21 protein-coding genes are annotated in these 25364 nt (G+C 41.2%); 7 read left to right on the forward strand and 14 right to left on the reverse strand.

From position 1 onward, the window contains the following. Nucleotides 1-81: 81 nt before the first annotated feature. Complete coding sequence (locus AK825_RS00105; RefSeq protein ID WP_068033581.1) at nt 82-336, reverse strand: DUF2798 domain-containing protein; 255 nt, start codon at nt 334-336, stop codon at nt 82-84. Between the two features lie 266 nt (nt 337-602). Here AK825_RS00105 and AK825_RS00110 point away from each other — a divergent pair, with 266 nt between their 5' ends. Beyond that, nucleotides 603-1343, forward strand: coding sequence for an aspartate/glutamate racemase family protein (locus AK825_RS00110; protein ID WP_068033584.1), 741 nt, complete (start codon nt 603-605; stop codon nt 1341-1343). Between the two features lie 111 nt (nt 1344-1454). On the opposite strand, the gene AK825_RS00115 is transcribed toward AK825_RS00110, so the two are convergent. Then, nucleotides 1455-3023, reverse strand: coding sequence for an MATE family efflux transporter (locus tag AK825_RS00115; protein ID WP_068033587.1), 1569 nt, complete (start codon nt 3021-3023; stop codon nt 1455-1457). Nucleotides 3024-3282: 259 nt separating this feature from the next. On the opposite strand from AK825_RS00115, the gene AK825_RS00120 reads away from it, so the two are divergent. Continuing rightward, entirely contained in the window at nt 3283-4230 is a 948-nt protein-coding gene (locus AK825_RS00120) for an alpha/beta hydrolase (RefSeq protein WP_068033589.1), read from the forward strand. Nucleotides 4231-4310: 80 nt separating this feature from the next. Here AK825_RS00120 and AK825_RS00125 read toward each other — a convergent pair whose 3' ends face one another. The 6 genes from AK825_RS00125 to AK825_RS00150 form a co-directional block, all read right to left on the reverse strand. After that, nucleotides 4311-5354, reverse strand: a complete 1044-nt coding sequence (locus tag AK825_RS00125; RefSeq protein WP_068033591.1) for a nitronate monooxygenase — start codon at nt 5352-5354, stop codon at nt 4311-4313. Between the two features lie 157 nt (nt 5355-5511). After that, nucleotides 5512-9549, reverse strand: coding sequence for an ATP-binding protein (locus tag AK825_RS00130; RefSeq protein WP_068033592.1), 4038 nt, complete (start codon nt 9547-9549; stop codon nt 5512-5514). A 221-nt stretch (nt 9550-9770) separates the two neighbouring features. After that, entirely contained in the window at nt 9771-10148 is a 378-nt protein-coding gene (locus AK825_RS00135; RefSeq protein ID WP_068033593.1) for a DsrE family protein, read from the reverse strand. 168 nt (nt 10149-10316) lie between these two features. Continuing rightward, nucleotides 10317-10859, reverse strand: a complete 543-nt coding sequence (locus tag AK825_RS00140) for an acyl-CoA thioesterase (RefSeq protein ID WP_068033594.1) — start codon at nt 10857-10859, stop codon at nt 10317-10319. Between the two features lie 48 nt (nt 10860-10907). Continuing rightward, nucleotides 10908-12077: an alpha/beta fold hydrolase gene (locus tag AK825_RS00145; RefSeq protein ID WP_068033596.1), complete on the reverse strand. Its 1170-nt coding sequence runs from the start codon at nt 12075-12077 to the stop codon at nt 10908-10910. Nucleotides 12078-12188: 111 nt separating this feature from the next. Then, nucleotides 12189-12785, reverse strand: a complete 597-nt coding sequence (locus tag AK825_RS00150; protein WP_068033599.1) for a YigZ family protein — start codon at nt 12783-12785, stop codon at nt 12189-12191. Nucleotides 12786-12921: 136 nt separating this feature from the next. Between AK825_RS00150 and AK825_RS00155 the strand changes: the two genes are divergently transcribed. Further along, nucleotides 12922-13626, forward strand: a complete 705-nt coding sequence (locus AK825_RS00155) for a 16S rRNA pseudouridine(516) synthase (protein ID WP_068033601.1) — start codon at nt 12922-12924, stop codon at nt 13624-13626. 445 nt (nt 13627-14071) lie between these two features. Next, a complete protein-coding gene (locus AK825_RS00160; protein WP_068033603.1) occupies nt 14072-15148 on the forward strand; it encodes a thioredoxin fold domain-containing protein in 1077 nt (358 codons plus the stop codon). Nucleotides 15149-15263: 115 nt separating this feature from the next. On the opposite strand, the gene AK825_RS00165 is transcribed toward AK825_RS00160, so the two are convergent. Then, nucleotides 15264-15923 carry a DUF2939 domain-containing protein gene (locus tag AK825_RS00165; protein ID WP_068033605.1) on the reverse strand — a complete coding sequence of 220 codons (660 nt, stop codon included), beginning with the start codon at nt 15921-15923 and terminating at the stop codon, nt 15264-15266. Between the two features lie 502 nt (nt 15924-16425). On the opposite strand from AK825_RS00165, the gene dnaJ reads away from it, so the two are divergent. From dnaJ to AK825_RS00180, 3 genes are all read left to right on the forward strand, one after another. Further along, on the forward strand, nt 16426-17562 hold the full coding sequence (gene dnaJ, locus AK825_RS00170; RefSeq protein WP_068033607.1) for a molecular chaperone DnaJ: 1137 nt from the start codon (nt 16426-16428) through the stop codon (nt 17560-17562). A gap of 183 nt (nt 17563-17745) precedes the next feature. After that, a complete protein-coding gene (gene dapB / locus AK825_RS00175; protein WP_068033609.1) occupies nt 17746-18576 on the forward strand; it encodes a 4-hydroxy-tetrahydrodipicolinate reductase in 831 nt (276 codons plus the stop codon). A gap of 72 nt (nt 18577-18648) precedes the next feature. Further along, the gene (locus AK825_RS00180; protein WP_227514087.1) at nt 18649-19560 is read left to right on the forward strand and encodes a type II and III secretion system protein; all 912 of its coding nucleotides are present in this window, start codon (nt 18649-18651) and stop codon (nt 19558-19560) included. A gap of 129 nt (nt 19561-19689) precedes the next feature. On the opposite strand, the gene AK825_RS00185 is transcribed toward AK825_RS00180, so the two are convergent. From AK825_RS00185 to AK825_RS00205, 5 genes are all read right to left on the reverse strand, one after another. Further along, nucleotides 19690-20865, reverse strand: a complete 1176-nt coding sequence (locus AK825_RS00185) for a type III PLP-dependent enzyme (protein WP_068038823.1) — start codon at nt 20863-20865, stop codon at nt 19690-19692. A gap of 94 nt (nt 20866-20959) precedes the next feature. Next, a complete protein-coding gene (gene def / locus AK825_RS00190) occupies nt 20960-21514 on the reverse strand; it encodes a peptide deformylase (RefSeq protein ID WP_068033610.1) in 555 nt (184 codons plus the stop codon). A 220-nt stretch (nt 21515-21734) separates the two neighbouring features. After that, the gene (locus AK825_RS00195; protein ID WP_068033613.1) at nt 21735-21989 is read right to left on the reverse strand and encodes a GlsB/YeaQ/YmgE family stress response membrane protein; all 255 of its coding nucleotides are present in this window, start codon (nt 21987-21989) and stop codon (nt 21735-21737) included. Nucleotides 21990-22400: 411 nt separating this feature from the next. Further along, the gene (gene mpl, locus AK825_RS00200; protein ID WP_068033616.1) at nt 22401-23933 is read right to left on the reverse strand and encodes a UDP-N-acetylmuramate:L-alanyl-gamma-D-glutamyl-meso-diaminopimelate ligase; all 1533 of its coding nucleotides are present in this window, start codon (nt 23931-23933) and stop codon (nt 22401-22403) included. Between the two features lie 268 nt (nt 23934-24201). After that, the gene (locus AK825_RS00205) at nt 24202-24837 is read right to left on the reverse strand and encodes a copper resistance protein NlpE N-terminal domain-containing protein (protein ID WP_227514088.1); all 636 of its coding nucleotides are present in this window, start codon (nt 24835-24837) and stop codon (nt 24202-24204) included. Nucleotides 24838-25364: the final 527 nt, after the last annotated feature.

Consider the following 25364-nt stretch of genomic DNA (forward strand, 5'->3'; position numbering starts at 1 on the left):
ACATAAAAACAGTATGTAGTCTATCTTAGCTGTTTTTATCAGGTGAGAGTACGTTTAGTAGAGTTAAGAATGGGAGATAGCTCAATAAAACTCAATCCGACTAAGTACATGCTCCTGCACAAAGTATGCGCAGACGTACGCACTGGGCCACGCAAATACAAAGGCCAATCCCCACGAGTGCATTAGCTCTGTAAAGAAACCATCTATAAAGCCTACTTTGACCAATATCAACGCAGTCGAGATAATGAGCGACATCATCAGTGCCATAAGACCAGTAAAGATTAGCCGATAGTATTTGCGGCGAGTACGTATTCTAATAGTAGGTAGTTTTGCCATAATATTATCTAGTCCTACATGAAAAAGTCACGCTTGAATAATAATATCAGCATGACTTCGTCATTCAGTAAATGGTTGAGTAAAGCATTATTCTTAATCTTATTAGCGGCTATGATATAGAGTATAGAGCTATTGATAAAACGATTATTAGCAATTATAAGTTTTGCTATATCTTAATAATAATGACCATCTCTTTAAAAAGCTCAATTTAGGCAGTCGGTTTTGCTACGATAAACAAGGTTATAACAAACAAATAAGGCAATGACATGGATGCTCAACAGCAACGAGATTCTCTACAAAAAACATTAGGCATCATCGGCGGTATGAGCTGGGAGAGTACCGAAAGCTATTATCGCTTGATTAATGAAGGTATAAAAGCGGAGTTGGGTAACCTACATTCAGCAGATTTACTGATTCATAGTGTCGACTTTGCACCAATTAATAAGTTGCAGGCGCAAGGTGCATGGGATGAAATGGGCGCGATAATAGCGAGTAGCGCTAAGCGCTTGCAAGCAGCTGGCGCACAAGGGTTGCTTATCGCCACGAATACCATGCATAAAGTAGTGGATGAGGTACAAGCTGCAACTGGCTTACCTATTATTCATATTGCAGATGTCACGGCTACTGCAATTAAACTAAAAGGTCTGACCAAGATAGCGCTACTCGGTACGCAATTTACGATGACGCAGGACTTTTACAAGCAGCGCCTTATTGATGCTGGCTTGCAAGTTTTGATACCAGATAAAGATGCGCAGCAAGAGATTCACAGAGTCATCAATGAGGAGCTATGCCAAGGGCAATTTCTTGATAGCTCACGTCAGTATTATAGCCAAGTGATTCAAGACTTAGCGAATGAAGGAGCAGAGGGTGTGATATTAGGCTGTACCGAAATTGGGCTACTTATCAAGCAAGAAGACAGCTCAATTCCGGTATTTGATACTACAGCGATTCATGCAGCGGCGGCGGTAGAATTTTTATTGGATAATGCAAAGTCGAGTCCAAGATAGCACTAGGTTAGGTATTCGTAGTAATAGGTAAATATTGTGAAAAAATTACTCGCCATACCAATGAGCAAAAGCCGCCAAGCCAAGTTAAGTTAAGATTGTATATAAACCAAGCTATGATCGTTTATTCTTTCTTATCATACGGTGTCTATGAAGTCGCCTCTGCAATCGTCGATGCAGCCTTGCGATACGGCGTAAAGGTGACAGTTTCCACACAGTCGTTGGTACAATATCACGAAACGACGCACTAGTGCTCGAATGCGCGCGAAATTCCTCAGACCTTTGTGCGGCCTCTTCTGCGGTCAAGTGTTTACCTTTGCGCCATCCGCCATACAGATATAGTCCTGCACCCATCACAGCAGTGGCTACCATGCCCGCTGGAAACGATAACCAAAGTGCATCGGTGCCGAGTAGGGGATAAAGCCCGAAAGCAAATCCAAGACGCACTGGGTACATGGAAATCACCATGACGATCAGCGGCCAAATTACATAGCCGTTAGCACGCATGGTGCCGAACAGCACTTGCGCTATCCCAAAAAATACAAAACCCCATGTCGCCATTAACTGAATATGCCGCCCAATCGGCACCGCTTCACTGTCACTACCAAGGAACAGGCTCAAAATAGTTTCATCAAAAATGCTCAGCACCCCGATGATCGCTCCCGTCAGCATCACGTTAAAGATGAGTCCCCAGCGGGTGATTCCTGCAACTCTACTCCATTGGTTGGCACCGATGTTCTGTGCGACCATCGCACTGGCTGCGGCACTTAGCGCCATTGCAGGCATCTGCACGTAGGTCCAAAGCTGTTGGGTCGCGCTATAAGCCGCTGTCGTCTGTACCCCCTCGCGGTTGATCAGTGACAGCATAGTTAATGCCGCCGAAGAGATAACGATCATCTGAGTGCCCATCGGCAACCCCTTCGAGAACATCGACTTCAGGATTTCTCGGTCTGCGCGCAAAAAGCGTAGCTCTGGCAACCTAAGTGTCAGCACAGAGCCACGCCAGTACAGGGTTACGACCATGCCAATAAGCGCTAGTGTGTTTGCGACGGCAGTTGCGAATGCCGAGCCAAATATACCCCATTCGGGAAAGGGTCCTAGACCCAAAATCAGCGTCGGCGTCAAAATCAGGTCAATAACGACTGATATAATGATAAACCAAAGCGGCGTCGTAGAATCGCCCGTTCCGCGCAGTGCCATCATCATTAGCGTAAAGGTCAGTGTGACGGGCATCGCAATGAAAATCATCCGCAGATAAGTCAGGGCAAGGCTCACCGCACTTGATGGCGTACCCAGCAGTTCAAGTAGCATTGGGGCAAATATCCACCCTATTGCCGATACCAATATACTTATCGGAATAATGCTACCCAGCGCCGTTCCCATGGTTTTCTTGACCATGGTGTCGTCACGGCGGCCCATTGCCTGACCAATCAAGATAGTAGAAGCCATGCCAAAACCGAAAACGAAGGATATCAGGATAAACATCAAGATGTTGCCGTTCGCCGTCGCTGCCAACGCCTCTTCACCTAAAAACCGACCCACCCAGACGGCATTGATCGATCCGTTTAACGACTGTAGGGCCGATGATCCAAGTGTTGGTAATGCAAACAGGAGCATCGTTTTGGCAATCGACCCTTCGGTGAGGTCGCGTTGTTTACCAATGGCGGTATTTGTTTTACTCAATGTTTATCCTTTTGCGCTAGACCTTTAATTTGGGGCTGATTAAACGAAAGCGCTTATCATAAACCAGAAAGCTTGTGCCGTCTTTATTAGAGCTGTAAACCCTTAACGAGCTTTATGATTATTTGACTATCATTTTTTATGTGATTGTCATACCGTTTAGACGGGAAAATAATTGCTATGATTGCTTAAACTTAAAATAAGCTTATCCTAGAATTATGCTTTTTAATTCATTCTGCCAGCTGCTAACAAGGAAGTCTCGATGCTATTAAAACACCTAAGCCTTGCCGTACTGTTCAGTCTTTCAGTCGTCGGTTGTACTACTGCGCCCAACACCTTGGCCGTAAATACCACGCAAAAGCTTATCCAGTATGAACGCTCAAAATCAGACCTAACGACTAAATCATTTATGCTATCCTCAGGCGATAAAATGGTCTATGCAGAAAACGGCAACGTCGCTGGCGAGCCTTTATTGCTGATTCATGGTTTTGGCGGTAATAAAGACAACTTTACCCGCATCGCTGATGAGTTAAGCGGCTATCATCTACTTATCCCAGACTTGCTAGGTTTTGGCGACTCTAGCAAACCAATGACGGCTGATTACCGCGCAGACACACAAGCCGCGCGCTTACATGAGCTCATGCAAGCCAAAGGTGTGGCTTCGAATATTCATGTCGGCGGTAATTCGATGGGCGGCGCTATCAGTGTCGCTTACGCCGCGAAGTATCCTAATGAGGTCAAAAGCTTATGGTTGGTCGATAGTGCAGGGTTTTGGTCAGCAGGCGTGCCTAAATCGCTTGAAAGCGCTACTCTTGAGAACAACCCTTTGCTGATTAATAGCAAAGAAGATTTTTACAATATGTATAACTTTGTCATGTACAAGCCGCCTTATATTCCAAAATCAGTCAAAGCGGTCTTTGCACAAGAGCGCCTTGCTAATAAAGCGTTAGAATCCAAAATACTAGAGCAAATCGTCACCGACAATGTCGAAGAACGCGCCAAAGTCATCGCTGAATATAACATTCCGACCTTGATCGTTTGGGGCGAAGAGGACAATGTTATTAAGCCTGAAACTGCCGAAATAATGATTGATATCATGCCACATGCGCAGGTTATCATGATGCCAGAAGTCGGTCATGTACCGATGATCGAAGCGGTAAAAGAAACGGCGAAGGATTATAAGGCGTTTAGGGAAAGGTTGAAGAAATAATTATTTGAGTTAAAAGGTTTGTTTAAAACTAAAAAAGAAACATCAGCTGGTCTGGTGTTTCTTTTTTTTGGCTATAGCAATTACAAATCCTTTACCAGTCGCTCTAGCAATTCAATCGTGCCTTCTTGTCTGACCAAGGCTACTCCTTGTCCTGCCCATAAAGACTGGTGTTCTGCATCAAGGTTCTTTTTCGCATGCGCACGTAAGTCTTTGGTCATGGCATTTAATTGTGGGTAGGGTGGTAGCTCATGTGCACTCTCAAATTGGCCAAAATTACGCAGATAATCATTTAATAAACCACGAGCCTGCTTACCTGAAAACAGTCTTGTTAAGCGTGTCTCAGTACTGCGCTTATCTTGACTGGCATCGAGTAGCGCCTGTTTATAAATGTCATTAATACTGCATTTATCTGTAGTCAAAAATGCAGTCCCTATTTGCGCCAGCTCAGCACCTGCTGTTTGAATTGCTTTGATGGCTTGCCCAGTCATAATCCCACCCGCAGCGATTAACGGAATATCGGTACAAGCGCGCGTTTGGCTAATCAAGGTCAATAATCCCATTGGATCGCTTGCGCTTTGTGGCAACCAACCACCGCGATGGCCACCAGCTTCTACCCCTTGTACGCATACTGCATCTGCGCCAATCTCTGCCCATGCTTTCGCTTCCAATGGATGATTGGCAGTACCGATGACGCGTGTACCTAGACTCTGTAAATGCTGAACTTGCTCAGCGCTAATAATGCCAAAGGTAAAACTAGCGACAGGGACAGGATTGTCATAGAGTACTTGTAGCTGATCTGCAAAACTTAGCGCTGGTCGTTCAGGTAACTCTATTTCAATATTTTGCTGTTGATAATACTGGCTTAGCCAAGAAGGCATCTCGCTGTCCAACGTACTAGAATCATGCTCAGACAATACCATCAGATTGATCATAAAAGGGCGGTCGGTGAGCGATTTAATAGTGTCAATTTGCTTATCCAAAACATCTGGCGCCGTCGTGCCAGACCCCAATGATCCCAATCCACCGAAGTTACTGACCGTCACCGCCAGCTCAGGCGTGGTTGCTCCTGCCATAGGTGCTTGTACGATAGGGTAGGTTAAATTAAGAGTATTGAGTAAAGTCATGACGGGCGTCCTTTTTATTTCATTAGGCATTTTACATGACTTACTTTAGCAAAGCTGAAAGGCGTGTGTGTTAGGTAATATGTATTTAGTTGTTCAATAAAAGAAGTATATTTTGACTACAATTTTGTAGTTAAGGTAGTTGACTACGGTTTTATAGTTAAGTTTCTCCAATCGATAAATCCATTACGAACACATTAATACCTTCTTTATATTTCTCTTTAATACAAGCGGTTAAAGACTCTTTCAGTTCTTGAGCATTTTGCGGTTTATACTTACCATTTCTTTTAGGTCTTTTGACCAAGTTTTCACCAAAGTAAAATATCAAATAAATACCTTGTCCTTGAGACTGGTACTCTTTGAGATATAAGTCGCCTAGTTGGTCATTCATAGCTGTCCATAAATCGTCGTGCCATTGTCCTTTGACTTCTATAGGCAGCTGCATCTTACTGCTATTACATACCAAATCAGCACGTTTATCATCTGGCATATCTTTTTCAGTATCTAATCTAAATTGATAAGGTTCAACATAGGGCTTTAATAAATCCGCTAATCTATCTCTACAGTAGTTCTCACCATGAGGCTTTCTAGGGTTTTTATTCTTACCATCTTCATAGAACATTTTATAGCTGTCAAGTTCACTGGATTTGACCTTGCTTTGTATTTCATCAAGCAATTCTAAAATTAAAGATTTTAAGTCTTTGCCGTTTTCAGGTGCTTTATTTTGGAAAGTATTTAACAAATCAGCTAGTCTTGGCGCTTGATAATGAGCATCTCTAATATTGTTAGATTGTTCTGCTAGTAGATTGGTAATGAAGACTGTGTAACTTGAATGAACACAGTTTTTGAGCTTTCTAAGTTCTGCTTGAGCCTCAAAGGTAGTGATATTGCTAACCTCTGTTAGACAAAAAGTAATAAAATTACTTGCATCGTAGGGGTGTCGACTTCCCGAGAAGCCACCAGTAGGCATATCAGTCTTAGGGAATGAATAACTAAAGCGATATGCAATCCAAGACAATAATGTGATGCTCATATTAAAGTTCTTGGTCAAACGTGACTCGTGATAAGTCTCTTTTAGTTGCCAAAATATAGACTTAGGGTATTGAGCACATCTTAGATAATGTAGAAAGCTCTTCTCATCAATAATGCTTAATAATGACAGCCACCTATTAGATTCTTCGATATCTTCATCATTATTAACTATGTTTTTTGCACTAATACCTATTAAGTCACTTATCCTTATTAATTCATCGTTATTGATAAGTGTATCTATGAATCTATCTTTCGTCTGACTGTGCATTTTAGGGTAGCACTTCAATAAATCAACGATAGTATCGATTGAAAGCTTATTTACATCTTTGCCGTAAACCCAATGTAGACCTTGTATAAGTGCCCCATCAGTTTGAAACTGAGGAATAAGCATTTCCTTAATAATTCTTTCTCTAAGGCCTCTGCAAATTACTTCATTTTTGACTGCTTCACAAAGCTTAGGTGTACCGTCATCTTGAAACTTAAAACCTAAATAGTTGTCATAATCTAAAATAACAGAACAAGCTAAAATAACGTTATCAGATAAATCAGATATTGATTCATTCCTTAATAATCGACAATAAATGCCAGCTATCAAGACAGGTTTGATAGGATAATATTTTTTAATGAGTTCAGATATTGTAGGAGCTGAATTATGTAAGCTGGCTTCAAACCCTTTAATGGCAAATTCGGTCAAGCTATTTCCAAAGAGATACTTAACTTTATCAGTCGCTTGCATATCATCAGGAGTGTCATAGTCTCCATACAATAAAACTCTAGCAGGATAATTACAGAGTTTAGCGTCGCCCCCCTCCAATTCAGTCCTGTATGGTAATAAGTTATTTCGAATTTCCTTGAATCTCAACCTCTTTTTTATTCTTTCACGACGGCTACGACGTCTATCTTTTATTTCCCAATCAGGAATGTAAGCCTTTTTTTTATTATCTAAATAGTCTAAAAGCTGACTATTTTGAGCATAAGGCAATGCGAGTAGATAAAGCTCATCAGAGATAGCGTCTCTACCACAGTATAAATTTATAAGGTGTTTCCATCTATCAATATTATGTTCTGTCACACTTTCCGATTGAATATATAGTAATAACTTTTCTATATATTCGCGAGATGGAATGAGTGAAGATAAACTAGTTTGACTAAATAAATAAAAATTAAAATGCTCAATTGATTGCTCTAAATAATACTTCTGAATTTTTATTCTTTCTCCTGGATTTTGTTGGAAGTAATCCATAAAGAATTCAGAAGACTCTCTACCTATCGAAGAAGTATAGAACTTATTAAATATTGAGATACTTTGATAGAAAATGAGTGAATCTAAGGTCTGTTGACTCTCAGAAATATATCGTTGTATAAGGGTTATAATTAGGTCATTAATGTCTTTGACTGATTCATGATTATAGTCAAATTTACTAATATTTAGTGCGAGAATATGTTTTCTAATACTCTTTAAAATTTCAGGAACTCTATCAATTGGATATTGTAAAAAGTAATAATAACTGCCATTTTGAGGTGTGAAATTTTCATCTAATCGTGCATTAGAAAGTTTGAAGCTATAAGATTTCATAATTAATGTAATGATTTGCTCATCTGTAATCAAATCATAACCATGTTTAACGCAATATTCAAAAACTAACCTTAGTGACGAATGACTGCCCTTTTCTATCAAGGGATTGAAATTAGTCGAGGTATTAATCAAACCATTGACATGGAGCAACATAAAAGAATCAGAACGTGCTGAATAATACCACTCATCATCGTAAGCTATCGCAAATAACTCATTGGCTAGCTCCTGAATAAAATCAGCATCTTGTAAAGCTTCAAGTGCGGTTTTTAAGAAGTGAAAGTTACCTTCTTTATCACTTAGTATTTCTCTATATCTTTCAAGTAGTGAACGGTTGGCTAATCCTTCAGCTTTCACCTTCTTCCACTGATTGTTCTTTCGAAACCAAGGGTTTTTTATAGTAAGCTCTTGTAGAGAGTTGAATAACAAAACACTGTCATTATCTGAGAAGTAATTAGTATCGCCATACTCTATCAGCCCGTAAGGGTCAGTTTTGATTACAATTTCAGATAAGTTAGGATTAAAAGTAGGTAGCCATGCGAATAGCCCTCTCAATGACGCAATTACACCATCATCGAAAATTAAATAAGAAAGGATATGACGTTTTACTCTAGGGCTAGACATCGCGTTTGCGAGCCACTTGGCACCCAAATATTCTGCAATACTTCTATGCCATGGTTTAAATAAGTCTGTTTCTAACGATTGAAACAATCGTGACTGTATTGTTGACTCTAGCGTCTCATTATTTATAAGGTCAGTTAAAGAGCTGAGACTTATTGCATCATCAGGTGTGCTGTCTGTCATACCTTTATGAATAAACTGCTTTCCTGCCAATAGGTAAATAGCAAATATCAATCCTGCACATTCAATAACCTGCTCTGAATATAACTTTCCAAGTGCATTCTGTGCTTTTGGGTTCACCTCTTGCCACAGTTTTTCAGTTGCCAGCTCAAACAGTTTAGATTTCGTTTCGGGTACAGGATGAACTGAAAAATCAATTTCTGCCAATAAGGCTAGATTTCTAGGATTTTCATAGAAGGAAGATAAGCTATTTTCTTCTAATTGGGTGATAAGCTGAGAGACGTTTTCTGAAGCTAGACCTCGCGATTGTAAAAACTGCTGAGCATCTTCTCTAGAGAGATTGGTTAAGGTTACAGTCAATATTTCCGCGTAGTCACTCTGAATTTCGTTCTTATTACTATTGTTCCATTCAATACTTCGACAAGTTAATATAAATTTTGGATAGTTCAATTCAGCAAGCTTGTTTAAGACACTATCAATACCACTACTGTCTTTAGTAGAAGGTATTTCGTCAAATGCATCTATTAAGAGAGTTTCATCAGGCTGAATACTTAGTCTCTTGACTGACTTTTGAACCAAGTCTGATGCACTTAAATACTTCGTTTTAATATGAGATTGTTTAGCCAATTTCTTCATTAATTCAGTTTTACCCATACCTGCATCAGCAAGAATGACAATAGGCTTAGACTGAGCTATATCTAATAGTTGTGAGTCCTCTAAAATTATAGTTTCGAGGGCTCCTTTTTCATTACGGGCTTCATATTCGAGATTTCTAACAATATAGCTTTGCATTTATTATTTTTCTATAGGCATTAGATGCTTCTAATCTATCACTAAAAATTGATTCTTGGCAACTAAAGCCTATATCTGTTTTCTATAACTTACTTAAATGAAGCTATAAAATAGCGCAAAACCAAACTTTAAATAAAAAAAATAGGTAAGCCCCCAAACCATCAAAACGATGATTAAGAAAACTGACCTATTTTTATAAACTAATTACTTAGCCTAAACGCTTAGTTCAACTGTAAAGATCCCTTCGCATTCATCAACAGCTCAACCACGTCATCACCGCTAATTTTCGTAAAGCGTTTATCAATGGCTGACTCTTCCACACCGCTGTGCTTCATACATGCACTGCAGACCAATACTTGTCCACCTTTTTCAATGAAGGCTTCTAGTAACTCGCCAGCAGGTTCAAATGGCGCGCCAATATCGACGTTATCTAATGCGTTCGGCAATGCCAAATGTACCGCGTCTACCATCAATATAACGGATGCAGAGTGACCTTTTTTAAGCGCGACACCTGCCATGGTAAAAGCTAAAGTGATTTTGCTTGGGTTTGATTCACTATTGTCAAATAGCGTGCCAACGTAATCCGTATTATTAACCATTTTATTTTCCTTATTAGACTGTATTTAGTTAAATAATATTCAATTGAATATTCTACTCACTAATATCCTAACACTTATTATACGTATTTGTATAATGTAATGTTGTGGAATGGTAGTCTTAAGGTTAACTGGCTGTGACAGATTATCAAAAATAAATTTACAGTTAGCCTAACCTAAAGGCGGCCACGGACGGTCATTATCACTCTCAATCCACTCGGCTACATAGCCGGTCGGCGGCATATTCCAATCAGATTTACCCATCGCATCCAGCACTTCTTGAGTTTCAATCACGCGTCCTTTGCTAGTGACGCCTGTCCGTAGTAGAGCAGACGAGCAGGGCTTGCCTTTCACCCACATTGATTGTTCCACGTAGATCCAACGCTCATCAATAGCAGCCACGTGCGTCTTAATCGTAACCCTATCAAAGGCGCGAATGCGTTTGCGATATTGTACTGTGCTGCCAGCTACGACCAGACCCCAACGCCTATGCAGCAATTGTTTGCCAAGACCAGTACGAATGGCAAAGTCAGTACGTCCCAAATCGAATAACGTCAGCACGCGACCATTATTCATCTCTAAAAAATTATCAATGTCTGTCAAGCTACAACGAATCTCAATCTCGCTGGTACCTGCTAAGTCTAGTTGATCGCCTTTTTTATTAGCGATGACAGCCTTAGTGATAGATTTAGCGTAACGAAAAAATGGATACATGACAGACTCTCAATAGTTTAAGGATTAAGGTTATGATTTATTAGATTATTATTCATTGGAAGCATTATTAGGTGAAGCGTTTTCAGGTGAAACATTATCAAGTGAAATATCGTTAGACGGAATACCAATTGAGTGAAAAAAGGCGCTAACGGTTTCAGGTATCCAATTGATATCGAATTTTGAGGTCTTGGTTTTTTTACCATTCTTTTTCGATTGCTTAGAGCTAGATTTCACGGTGTCAGCCTGTTTGCTAGCTGAGCGATAACGCAGGTAACCAATATGCCCACCATGGTCGGTATCAAGGATAGTGACGCTATCAGAGACATCGCCTTGAGTGGCGGTAAAGCCAATAAAGGGATCATCTTTGGCACTAATCAGCAGTAGCGGATGGGTGACATTTATTAAGTAGGGTAAAGCCGATGAAGAGTGGTAATAGTCGTTTTTGGAGCGATAGCCATGACGCGGCGCGGTAAAGATATTATCAAAGTCACTGATACGATTGACCGACTTGATAGAGGCAATTTCCTCTTCGGTGATATCATTTGCCAGTGCTTTCTTGATAATTGGATTGAGCAAATACGGTGTATAAATACGATGACTCAAGAAACTATGCATACTTAGAGCAGCTGACGACATATCGACAGGAGCGGAGATGACCACGGCACCCTCGCATAGCGCTTCATCACCATATTCACCCATGTATTTTGCCAACGCATTACCGCCTAGCGAGACGCCTACCGCATAGATATGAGCATATTGCTCACGTAAATTCTGGAGCATGTGATGCACCTCTTCGGTGTCACCGGCATTATAAAAGACGCGTCCATTAGCCGGAATACCGCCACAACTGCGAAAGTGTGCCACTACAAAGTGCCAGCCATCGCTATGCATTTGATACGCCAATGCACGTGCATAATGGCTATCGCTACTACCTTCCATTCCATGGAATAGCACAACTAAAGGTGTTTGCTCAAGCGTACTGTCGTTCGCTGTCTCTATTGGATGCGCATCGTAGAAGTCATAAGCGATATCTGTCTCACACAATGAGTCTTGCTTGAGCGCACGCCGATACTTTGGCACCTCTGGTGCAAAAAACTTGGGCAGGATACTTTGCAGGTGTGGATTAGTCAGCCAAAATGGTGGTTTAAAAGGAGTGGGTGCAAACGGTTTTGGGGTGTTTGAAGACTTTGCGCTCTTTGAAGGTTTTGAATTTGTCATAAATTAATCTTATTAGGTCATTATTGTTAGACAGTGCTTTATCATACCGATAGGTCAGGTTAAATCCAATGACTTACAGTGAACGCATGATTACTCAAAATTGTTCATGTTCTATGATTTATCTAGCACCCGACCATCCATCGCTAATCGCTCTTTTAAGCTTTCAATATCTTGTTCAGCAATAGTCACGGTTAACGTAACCTGTTTACTATAATTCACGTCATCAATACTGCCATTTAGACTTTCCACTACATAACGACATTGCGCTTCAGTAGCGAACTCCGCTAATATTTGTACTTGAGCCATTGGTACATAGGGGCTTAGTATCATCTCATCAACTGCCGCTTGCGCAGAACCTGCATAGGCACGAGTCAGGCCACCAGCACCCAGTTTAATACCACCAAAATAACGCACCACAATAATAATAACGTTACCGATAGACTTGTGCTGTAGGACGTTTAGAATTGGCCGACCTGCTGTACCGTTAGGTTCGCCATCATCATCAAAGCCTGCGCTCGTTGTATTATCAGGATCGCCAATGATGTACGCCCAGCAGTGATGACGTGCATCAGCATATTTTTCACGCAGCTGTTCCACGTGAAACATTGCTTGTTCACGTGAAGTGACCGGATAAGCATAAGTAATGAATTCAGATTTCTTGATTTCAAGACGAGCAGTGACGGCACGTTGTAAGGTTTGATAGCTCATATTCTAATGGATGATACGCCTAGGTTTGTGTTGAATATGGTAAACTTGCATGATAAACACTGCTGTCGTTTAAATCATTATTTGACGCAGTGTACTTTTATTATTCACTATAACAAAACTGATGGTAGCAAATAGCATGCGTTTAGATAAATTTATTAGTAAAGCCACTGAACTGTCGCGTAAAGAGTCCAAAAGAATCTTGCACGCAGGCGAAGTCACTGTAAACGATGAAGTCATTAAAGACCCTGGTGTACATGTCGATATCGTCAATGATGAAGTCCTATGGGCAGGCGAGTCGCTATCGGTCGCTGCTGGCAATCGTTATATTTTATTGCATAAGCCAGAAGGCTTTGAATGTACGCTCAAAGTAAAAGAATATCCTATCGTCACCGAGCTAATTGCAGTGCCAGAATTGGGTAGCCTACGTATCGCTGGACGCCTCGATGTCGATACCACTGGTGCATTACTCATTAGTGATGATGGCGGCTGGCTACACCGTGTCACCAGTCCTAAGCATGAGCACGCAAAAGTCTATGAGCTGACTTTGGCTGAGCCAATGGATAGTGACGCGCAGGCCAATGCAGTGAAGGAAGTCAGTGAAGGCATCTTGCTCGATGGCGACCATGAAGAAACCAAACCTGCTATCCTTGAGTTTATCGACGAGACTCACGCACGTCTGACGTTGGAGCAAGGTAAATACCATCAAGTTAAACGCATGATGGGCTACTTCGGTAATAGAGTCACTGAGCTACATCGCGCTAGTATCGGTCATATCACTTTAGAAGGTTTGGATAAAGGTGACAGTCGCTTTTTAACAGAGGAAGAAGTCGCAAAATTCTAAGAGTGGCGATGCCTTAAGCTTATTTATCAGCTGACTTCACCAAAGTTAACTTCGTAATATTCTTCCAAAAAACCAACGCGCAAAAAATCAATTATCCAAAATAGCCATTGGCAGCAGACACCGTATCGGTGGACTGCTTGCTGATGTTGCCTGTCTCTTAAAGCTGAGTAGCAGTTTTGCAAAATAAATCGCCTAGCTCTTATCAAAACCCGCCAATGTGCTACAGTCTCGGTAGCTTACTTAATCTACTTTTTTGCATAATGTTTCTGTTTTATGTTTTAAAAATGTCTCTGTTTTAGATGATGTCGCTACATTAGATTATTCCAGCCCCTTTATCTCAAAATCCATTATTTTAGTAATTTTCATTCCATAACTTGCTTTAAGAACTCCATTGATAATAGCTTTATCTCAGTAATCTACTATTAATTTTGATAGGACAACGCTTGTGAAACAACCTGTATTTAAATTTGCCAGTCTCATTAGTACCATATTATTAGCGACGACCGCTTGCGCCGAGCCATCCGTTTCTAACTCCGTAAGTAAAAGTGCCAGTCAAAACACTAGCCAAAATGCACAGAATACGTCAACAGCTGGAGATGTTAGTGCAACTGTTGACAGTCAGCTACGTCAAGTTCTGACCCAAGCTGGTATCAAGACGCAAATCACTTCTATTACGCCATCTAACTTACCCAATATGTATCAAGTTGATCTCGCTGGCCAACTGCCACTACATATTACTGCTGATGGCGAATACGTTATCCAAGGCGAGCTACAAAAGAATCCAAGCAAGCGTGTTGTGACAAAAACCCCAGCGCGTAGCAATAGTGCGCAAGCGGGTATGCCAGTAAGCGCTACAGTCAAATCTGCTGTACTTGCCAATATGGGCGAGCTTAAAAACATGAGCGCCAAAACACCGTTCTTTTATACAGCTGTACCGGGCGTGCTTTGGGGTGCAACGTTAGAGGGTGTACCGTTTTTATTATCCGATGACGCGCAATATATTACAGATGGCGAGATATCAGTCATTGAAAACGGTCAGTTCATGGGGCTAGACGAAGAGTTTGAAAAACGTAAAAACCAGTCCGTATTTAAAACCTTAGATGAGAAACAATTAATAACCTATCCGGCAACTAGCGCTGAGAGAGCCGTTATCTATGTGGCCGACGACGTCAACTGTCCTTATTGTCGCAGACTGCATCAACAACTACCGATGCTCAATGCAAAAGGCGTGACAGTGAAAATCATCGCCTATCCGATATATGAGCAGTCACCAGCGCAAATGCGTGGTATTTGGTGTCAAGCAGATGATAGCAGTCGTCGCAAGGCATTTGATAAAGCAATGTTAGCGGGTGAGATGACACCTGCATCAGCTAGCTGTAGCGCAGATCATGTGACACCGAATCGTGAAAAGGCGGCAGGACTGGCTGTCATGGCCACACCTGCTATTTACCGCGATGATGGGATGCTATACCAAGCGAGTTTTGAGAGCCCTGAGTTTTTAGAGTTCTTAGGAGTAAATTAGCCAGCTTCGTTATTCTTCTTAAAGAAGATCAGCCATAAAAACCGCCCGATGAACATAGCTCATAGGGCGGTTTTTTATGGTGTATTTTTAATTAAAATGTCTTGTTAATCAAAGCTTACGGCAAGACTACATCAACGATTTTCCACTCAATGAAGCCTTCACGTTGCATCTCTATAGTAATAGGGTAGCCTTTGACTTGACCGCTGATGGTAAAGCAATTGATACCGCAATAGCTTAATGTTGGCTTGTCACTATCGGTTCCCTGGGTTGCTTGCTGCTCTAACTGGGCAGCTTGCTGACTCATCATTTGCTGAACTTGTTGTTTGACTACCGCATCGACATCACCGCGATGAATAATCAAATCTTGAATTAGGTTTTTGAGGTCGACTTGATTGCTGGATATTGCCCAAGCAGCCGCAAGCTCTTTGGTAGCCGTATTGGCCTGACCCTGAGTATTGATAAGTTTTTCGATATTTTCTGGAGTCACAGCCCTATCTACCGCCTGCACGATAAAGCTATTAGCAGCTTTCGCAAGAGGCTCTCCACCAAGCTCTGCAACTAGCGGATATTGCTCCATCGTATTGGCAAACCTGCTGGTCAATTGGGTCTTCATACTCGGTCGTACTTGCTCGTAATTGATAGCAGCAGCGATAGTGGCACCGTCTTTGGCATCGTAGGCATTCTTAAGCTGATACGCACTGTAATAAGGCGAACCAGCATAAATAGCTACTGCAATGACTAACAATAACATCAGCAATGTCATTAGCTTTTTCATAATTTGGGTTACCTTATCGCGGACTTAATACAATCAATATGGCGATAAATACTAGCATGACTCTAATTAATAAAGGTATGAAAATGTTACGTAGATTTGCTGGGCTAGCAACGATTTATAATAGTTATTAGATTCCTTATTGATAGTAGTTATTGTAGATAGCATATTATCAAGCTACTCATTTCACTCCATACCCATGTAAATTATCGCTAGGAGCTTTTCATATTTTTTATAAACTTTAATAGACTAATTAAGAATTTAATGATTTAGGAGCTTGATAAATCAATTTAAGGTCTCCATTAATAGCGCAAACTTATATTAATTGATTTGGTTAAACAGCATCTCGCCGTTTTAGCTCGCAATCTTCATATGCTTCTCGTATTTTCACGCTCATACACCCTATGTTTCATGTGAAACATCTGCGTGTTTTCAGTCGTAAAAATCAATGAGCTAAAAAATGAGATTGCCAGTTGGCGTTACTGTGATGACGAGAGGAGAGCCCATGAGTAAGCGCGATTTTTATGAAATATTAGGCGTTAGTAAGACTGCAGACAGTAAAGAGATCAAACGTTCATACCGCAAGCTGGCGATGAAATATCATCCCGACCGCAATTCTGACGACCCTGATGCTGAAGATAAATTCAAAGAAGCGTCAATGGCTTACGAAGTGCTTAGCGATGAAGATAAGCGCTCAGCCTATGACCGTATGGGCCATGCAGCCTTCGAAAATGGAATGGGCGGTGGCGGCTTTGGCGGTGCAGGCGCGGGCAACTTCCAAGATATCTTCGGTGATATCTTTGGTAACTTTGGTGATATCTTTGGTCAGTCGCGCGGTGGCGGCGGTGGACGTTCGCGTCGTGGTTCTGACTTACGTTATGTAATCGAGCTGACATTAGAAGAAGCAGTACGCGGTTGCAAAAAAGAGATTAGCTTTACCGCACCTGCGCCTTGTGATACTTGTGATGGTAAAGGCGCAAAAGATGCCTCTGATGTAGTTACTTGTCAGACTTGTCACGGTCAAGGTCAGGTTCGTATGCAGCAAGGCTTCTTTGCTGTGCAGCAAGCTTGCCCGCATTGTGGTGGTACAGGTAAACAAATCAAAAACCCATGCCCTGATTGTCATGGCGACGGGGTAAAAGATAAGTCACGCACGCTAGAAGTTTCTATCCCAGCTGGGGTTGATGACGGCGATCGTGTACGTCTGGCTGGTGAAGGTGAAGCGGGCGGAGCAGGTGTGCAAAATGGCGACTTATATGTTGAAGTTCGAGTCAAACCGCACAATGTATTTACTCGTCAAGGTGCGGATCTCTATATGGATGTGCCTGTTAGCATTACCGATGCAGCACTGGGTAAAGAAGTCGAGATCCCAACCTTAGATGGCAAAGTAAAAATTAAAGTCGCAGAAGGTACGCAAAGTGGCAAATTATTGCGTGTGCGCGGAAAAGGCGTCACGCCAGTACGTACGACGATGAAAGGTGATTTGATTTGCCGTGTCGTTATTGAGACGCCAGTGAACTTAACCCGTGAACAAAAAGACTTGTTACGTCAGTTCCAAGATACACTCGATGGTGATAGCAAACATCAACAGTCGCCACATAAAAAGTCATTCTTTAAGAAAATTGGCGAATTGTTCGACTGATAGATTGTTCAACTGATAGTTTGACTTGATAATCGATTTGATTATTTTAGCCCAATAGTTTCACGTGAAACTATTGGGCTTTTTATTGGCTGTATAAAAAATAATTCATGCTATGATATTTAGTATAGGCTATATATAACCTCAAAAATAACCGTATTAAATCATAAGACTTTAGGAAAAAATATGACTAAACAAGTAAGTACACAACTTATCAATGTCGGTGTTATCGGGGCTGGCGGTCGTATGGGGCGTATGTTAATCGAAGCAGTGCAGGACAATCCGCAAACGACATTGAGCGCCGCTATTGAGCGTCAAGGCTCAAGCCTAGTTGGTGCTGATGCGGGCGAAGTAGCGGCTATAGGACGTTTAAATATAAAAATTGTGGATGACCTAACTGCTGTAATTGATGACATAGACGTCCTAATCGACTTTAGCTTACCGGATGCCACTGAACAAAACATGCAAACTTGTGCTGAGCATAAGGTAGCGATGGTCATTGGCACTACCGGCTTTAGCACACAGCAAGAGCAAGTGCTGACCGAAGCCAGTAAGCATACTGCTATTGTTTACGCTGGTAACTATTCTACTGGTGTTAACTTGTCATTGAAGCTGTTGAATATGGCAGCAAAAGCATTCGGCACAGATGCGGATGTTGAAATTATTGAAGCGCATCATAAGCATAAGATTGACGCACCGTCGGGCACGGCTTATATGATGGCAGAGGCAGTCGCAGAAGCACGCGGACAGAATCTAAAAGACGTGGTCGTATATGGTCGTGAAGGCCAGACGGGTGCACGTGAAGCGGGCACAATCGGCATTCATGCTATTCGCGGCGGTGAAATAGTCGGTGATCATACTGTGATGTTTATCGCGGATGGTGAAGTCGTTGAAATTACCCATCGTGCACGCGCGCGCATGACCTTTGCCGCTGGAGCAGTACGTGCGGCTACTTGGATTATTCAGCAAAAAGCTGGGCAATATAATATGCAGGATGTGTTGGGTTTAAATGACTAGTTATCAGTAGCTATCATTAATGTTATAGGATAAATCAGATAGATAGGTGCTACGGATAATAAGGAGCTGAATGTGCGCATAAATAACGATAATTTAAAGGTCATTATCAATGATATTGTTCTTTACGCACGCAACATAATCCTTGCTCTAAGTTTGGGTGTATTGCCAATAGTAGTGCAAGCAGCACCTTATCAAACCTACGTTATTCATACTTACGGCGGTGAAGCGTTACTGCCTGCTGTACGCCAGCAACTGGGTACCAGCACTGATGGTGGAACGGTTGCGACCTATCAAGATAAATTGGTATTACGAACGACGGCTACCAATTATCAAGCGGTACAACAATTACTAACGCAGATTGATGGTCAACCGCAAGCACTGACGGTTGCGGTGCGTGTTGGTAATAATGCCACTAGCCAAAGCGATATTCAGCAAGGCCGAGTCGTTATTTCTAACCGCAGTATCCAAGGTGCAGCAATCATTAATCAGCGTGATAGTCAGCAGCAGAATAATAGTATGTATCAAGTACAGACACTGTCAGGTAGCGCGGCAAGCATCAGTACAGGCACGCTCTATTCGCTAACGCAAAGTTATCAGGCGAATATTTATCCTACCTACAATCGCCCAGCGGGGCAGATTGTTATTCAGCAGCAAATGTTGTTACCAACCACTCAAGGCATTCAAGTCACCCCAAGATTATTGCCAAACGGTCAAGTGGAAGTTAATCTGTCTCAAACTGAAGAGAAACTGGTAATTGCTAATAACTCTAATAATCAAGGCTTTCATAATCAGAACCAGAACATCTATAACGGAAGTAACGCTGTTAAACGTCAAGGTCTCAACAGCACCATTATTGTGCCACGTGGACAATGGGTCGACATCGGACAAATTACGCAAGACACTCAAAATCAAAGCTCAAGTTATGGCAGCAATCGTAGGAATATCAGCAGCACCAGTGCACCTATTTCGCTTTTAATACAGTAATTTGTTTTAATTTTCAAATGACACAAAAAAGCGCGGTGCTGCTAACAACAGCACCGCGCTTTTACTTTATAACTTACTTATCTGCTAATTTATGTCGCTAGCTAACACAAGATGTAATCAACATAAGCTTTAATCAATATAGACCACTTCTAAAGGTGGAAAGCCATTAAACTCGATAGATGAGTAAGAGTTGGTATAAGCGCCAGTGGTCAGCCAGTAGATCTTATCACCAATTTCCAGCTCTTCTGGCAATTGATAACCTGCTTCTTCATACATGATATCGGTCGAATCACACGTTGGACCGGCCAGCACTACTGTTCCTTCACGGGTCGAGGTTTCCATTTTCGGTGTATAGACTGGATATTTAATCGCTTCACCTAAGGTTTCTATCAAACCTTGAAACAGGCCTACATCGGTATATACCCAGCGGGTCAAATCAGTATCTGACTTCCGTGAAATCAATACCACATCACTGACTAGCACACCCGAACCACCAACCAACGAGCGCCCAGGCTCAAGAATAATCTCAGGCATATCTTCAGCACTATAATCATCGTTTAGATAGCTATTAATCTCTTCAGCATAAACCTGTACTGGATTCACTTCACTGATGTAGTTGGCTGGAAACCCGCCACCTAAATTAATCATTTGCAGCTTAATGCCTTCTTCGTTTTTCATCCAGTCAAACATATATTTGACTTTGGCAAGTGCATCATCCCACGCGGCTACGTCTTTTTGCTGGCTACCTACATGGAAGGAGATGCCATAAGGTACTAAGCCCAAATCACGCGCCTGAATCAATAAATCAATCGCCATATTAGGATGGCAACCAAACTTACGTGATAATGGCCATTCAGCAGTATCTGAACCTTGTACCAAGATACGCACAAACACTTTAGAGCCTGGCGCCTGCTGGGCGATGTTCTTTAAGTCAGCTTCTGAATCAGTAGCATAAAGCTGTACGCCTTTATCATAAGCATATTTGACGTGTTCAGCTTTTTTGATCGTATTACCGTAAGAGATACGCGACGCATCGACACCGCAGTCAAGGACACGATCGAGCTCGTAGACTGAGGCACAATCGAAGTTTGAGCCAAGCTCAGCCAATAAGTTAATCACTTCCACAGCAGGACTGGCTTTCATTGCATAATGAATCTTAGCAGTAGGAAATAAGTCAGCCATTTCAGCATATTTAGTTTTGATACGACTTAAATCAACTACTAATAAGGGTGTCTCACGACCTTCAGCAGCTTTAGTGAACTTTTTCCAGCCAGTAGAGTCAAAATATTGGTCAATTTTAATCATGGTCATGATAAGAAGCCCTTAATAGAAACAATAGATTACCTAGACTATAAATGCTAAATAGCCTGTGAATAAAAGTAACGTAAAAAATAAAAAATTAAGCGTTTGTTGGCTGTGTCTCTTTATCCGCTTGTTTCTCGCCTTGCTTTTCACGTATTTTGAGTACTTTACGAACTTTATCACGTGCGCGAGTCTGTTTTAATTTTGATAAATAATCTACAAAGATAACACCATTAAGATGATCCATCTCATGTTGAATACAGACAGCCAATAGACCTTCAACTTCTCTATCGATGGCTTGACCATCTTGATCCATTGCTTCGATACGTACTTTATTAGGACGCTCAACTTTGTCGTAGACATCAGGAACAGACAGACAGCCTTCTTCATACGGCTGTTTTTCTTCTACCAGCGGTGTTACTTTGGGATTAATAAACACCATAGGGGTGTCTTTATTTTCAGACAAGTCCATAACAATCAGCTGAATATGCTGGTCAACTTGTGAAGCTGCCAACCCAATTCCGTCCGCATCGTACATGGTCTCGATCATGTCAGTGATTAAGGTTTTAATCTCATCGTTAACTTCTTTGACTGGCTTAGCAATCGTACGCAAGCGCGGATCAGGATAGCTTAAAATAGGGAGTAATGCCATGACGGAGCACCTCGATAATAGCGGGTAGAATGGGCAGTTTATTATAAGTTAAATGAGGGCAAAAGTAACAATAATCAATGCATAACCGTGCAAATTCGTAGACTACGGTGTCACATTTTGCTTATCTAGGACACTTCCAAGAAATATATCGCACCAAGACTAAAAATAAAAAAAGACCTTACATGATGTAAAGTCTTCTTTCTCGAGAGATATAAAATGACTATATGCGGCGTTTGTTCATAATCATCTCATATAGGAACAATAATATAATTGCACCAATTACTGAGAATAATAGACCAGTGAATCCACCATCGGCGTTAATACCGATGAGACTAGCGACAAAACCGCCAAGCATCGCACCAACGATACCTAATACGATAGTCATAATCCAGCCCATAGGGTCATTACCAGGCTTAATAGCGCGCGCCAATAAACCTGCGACCAAACCTACAATAATCATCCAAATAAAGCTCATTGTTATTCTCCTAATTTATTACAATTGATAAAATCTTTCTATTAATATTATTGCTTAAGATGTTTCTCTTAAGGTCTTTCTAATGTTGATAGCAATATTGTAAACACTCATAGTGGTGAAAAGTAAGCATAAAGTGTTACCAGTGTAGGGGCTATGTGAGGAAAAACGACAAATTGCTATCTTGCAGAAGAAATTGGTAAATGAAAGGTTACAAAGGTAATCAGAGTGATAATGAAGAGACGTTATTCAGTATTTTACTCTTGGTTAGAAAATGTACAGCTCTGAGTTGACGTTAGGCACTAAGCATAAAATAGCGCTATCCCTTATGAAAAGAGTAGCGCTATTTTATTTAACAAGTTATGTGCACGGCATCAATAATCTACGCGAATAGTAGATAAGAAATGATACACTTTAAGTTTGGTCGGTCAATTCACGTAGTGCTGTCAATAAGCGTTCATGAATACCTTCAAAGCCACCATTAGACATAATAATGACTGCATCGCCTGCTCGTGCGTGCGTCGTAATATGATCAATAATAGCTTCTACACTGCATACAACTTGCTGTTTGCCATTATGCTCAACACGATCGATGACTTCTTTTAATCCCCACTCAAGACCAGCTGGTTCATACCAAAGTGTATGATCTGCTAGTACCGCTGATTGGGCTAGACTGTCTTGGTGAATGCCCATTTTCATAGTATTGCTACGTGGCTCAATAACTGCCCATAAATGTCTGCCAGCCAGCTTCTTTTTGGCACCATCTAAAGTGGTCATAATCGCAGTAGGATGATGAGCAAAATCATCGAAGACTAAGATGTTATTAATATCACCGATTAGCTCCATTCGACGCTTAATACCAGCAAAAGCGGATAGCGCTGCACATGCGGTAGTGACATCTACCCCAACATTGTAAGCTGCTGCTACTGCAACCAGAGCGTTGTTGACATTGTGCATGCCGCTCATTGTCCAATCGACGATGGCAGTCGCTGATGGGTCTGCCTTAAAGCTTACTTCAAACTGACTACCATCCTCTGTAATCAATGCGGCTTGCCAGTCGCAAGTAGTCGCCTCGTGCTTCATACTTTCTGTATCAGCCTCTTGTCTGTTCGTCAACTTCTCGTCTGTCACTGCGGTACGCCAAACAGGAGTCCATACCCCTTTAGCTAGCGTGTCTTCTAAACTAGTAGTCGCCGTTGGCATAATGATTTTACCAGTGCTTGGAATCATGCGCACCATATGATGGAACTGAGTCTGAATAGCGTTTAGGTCAGCAAAAATATCAGCATGATCGAACTCAAGATTGTTCAAGATAGCAGTGCGCGGACGATAATGGACGAACTTTGAGCGCTTATCAAAAAATGCAGAATCATACTCATCAGCTTCTATCACAAAATAACCCGATGTTGATGATGTTGTGCCGTCGTTCGTTGTAGAGTTTGATTTTTCGTTACGTGTAACGTCTGCACCTAAATAACTGCTATGTGCAAACACGTTTTGCAAACGCTCATCCGTAGTATCCACTAATGGCACACCGCCAATCAAAAACCCAGTATCAATATCAGCGTAGTGTAATATCCATGCCAACATAGTCGTCGTCGTTGTCTTGCCATGAGTACCGGCCACTGCTAATACATGACGCGACTGCAAAACCTCTTCAGAGAGGAACTGCGGCCCTGAGGTATACCTCATACCTTGATCAAGCATATACTCAATGACATCCATACCGCGCTTCATGGCGTTGCCCACCACTACCAAATCAGGCGTTGGTTGCAAATGCTCCACAAGATAACCTTCTTGAATTATGACACCAGCGCTTTCAAGCTGAGTGGACATAGGAGGATAAACACTAGCATCTGAGCCTGTGACCTTATGTCCAAGCTCTCGCGCTAATAAGGCTAACGAGCCCATAAAAGTGCCACAAATACCAAGAATATGAATGTGCATAGATGTTCCACGCTATGATAAATAAGAAGTTGAATGAAGTAATACAGACGAGAACGAAAAGGTTAGTGAATAGAAAGTAGCAAATGTTTAACGGCTACCAACATTCTTATTTACGCTATCAGCGCTCATTGTAAAGTAAACACTAATAGATAACCAATAAAAAACGCCTAACAAGGTAGGCGTAAACAATATACTTAAAGGACTTTAATAGAAGTTATTTCTCATGCATTTATAAAAATAAAATTGGGCTTATATCATACATTATTGGTTATTTACGCGATAAGGTAAGGTCAGCATTTAAGGTATTGTCATCATTCATCATTACAAGATGATTGTCTTGGATAGTATAACTTTCAATACTTTCGTTCTGATAGACAATGGTAATCATTGTATTGTCTTGACGATAAACACCCGACTCAACGAGTGGTACTTTAGGTGTCTTTGGATTCTCATAAATGCTGGTCTTTAGTACTGAACCATCAGCAAACAAGTTTAGCGTAACTGAAACACTGTCACAAAAAGGGCAGGGCAAAATTCCTACATAATCACCGATTAGCGTTGCCTGTAACTCACTACCTGCGCTGAGGTCTGAAATCATCGGCGCGCGGCGGGTCTGTAAGTTATCATCAGGCTTGGCTGCTGCAATCAACGACTCACCTTCACTAGCGACATCGTCTGCTACAGCAAGGCTATCATCATTCATCTGTGCAGAATCATATTGGTTATTATGCACTTTACTATCAGTCAACGATTGCTTCATAGTTGGATTATGAGCAACAGACGTCGTGGTTGATTGACTGTCACAACTAATCAGAATAATACTAAAAGTCAGCGTCAATAACAGACTACCAAAGCGCTTGATAGGAGAGGTTTTAGCAGGGATAGTAGGTGCGAAGTATTTCATCATTATACCAAAAACAAGCAAGCGTCTTGTAAACAAAAATAGGGCTTATAAAGCATTAACAAATATCCATACTAATAGTAGCGTTAATACAGAAGGAGAACGTTGTAAAAACGTCAACGCCTTTCAATACTTACATTTATCATTCTTTGCATCTTAATACCAATTAACTAACCACTTATCCAAAGTAAATACTACTTTTAGAGAAAATTTAATTAATAATAATTAGGTACAAAGAATGAACGGCTATATAAAGAGGATGAACGGTGCACACCATAACAAACGATCATTGCTCTTATGTAGAGTTTTTGTTATAGACGAGTAAGTTTAGATGAGAGTGATTTTTAATCAAATAATTGATATAAATTATACCTAACAAAAGATAGGTTTTAGCTCAAAAAGAGTATAGATAATACAAAGGTGGTATATGAAATTTGAGATATAACAGAGGTGTAAATGAGAGATATTTAGCAGTTACTTAAAATAAATAACTGCTAATAAGTTAGAGGATTATAGGGCAAAAGATGTAA

Origin of the sequence: Psychrobacter sp. P11G5, assembly GCF_001593305.1 — a bacterium.
In the GTDB taxonomy this organism is placed as follows: domain Bacteria; phylum Pseudomonadota; class Gammaproteobacteria; order Pseudomonadales; family Moraxellaceae; genus Psychrobacter.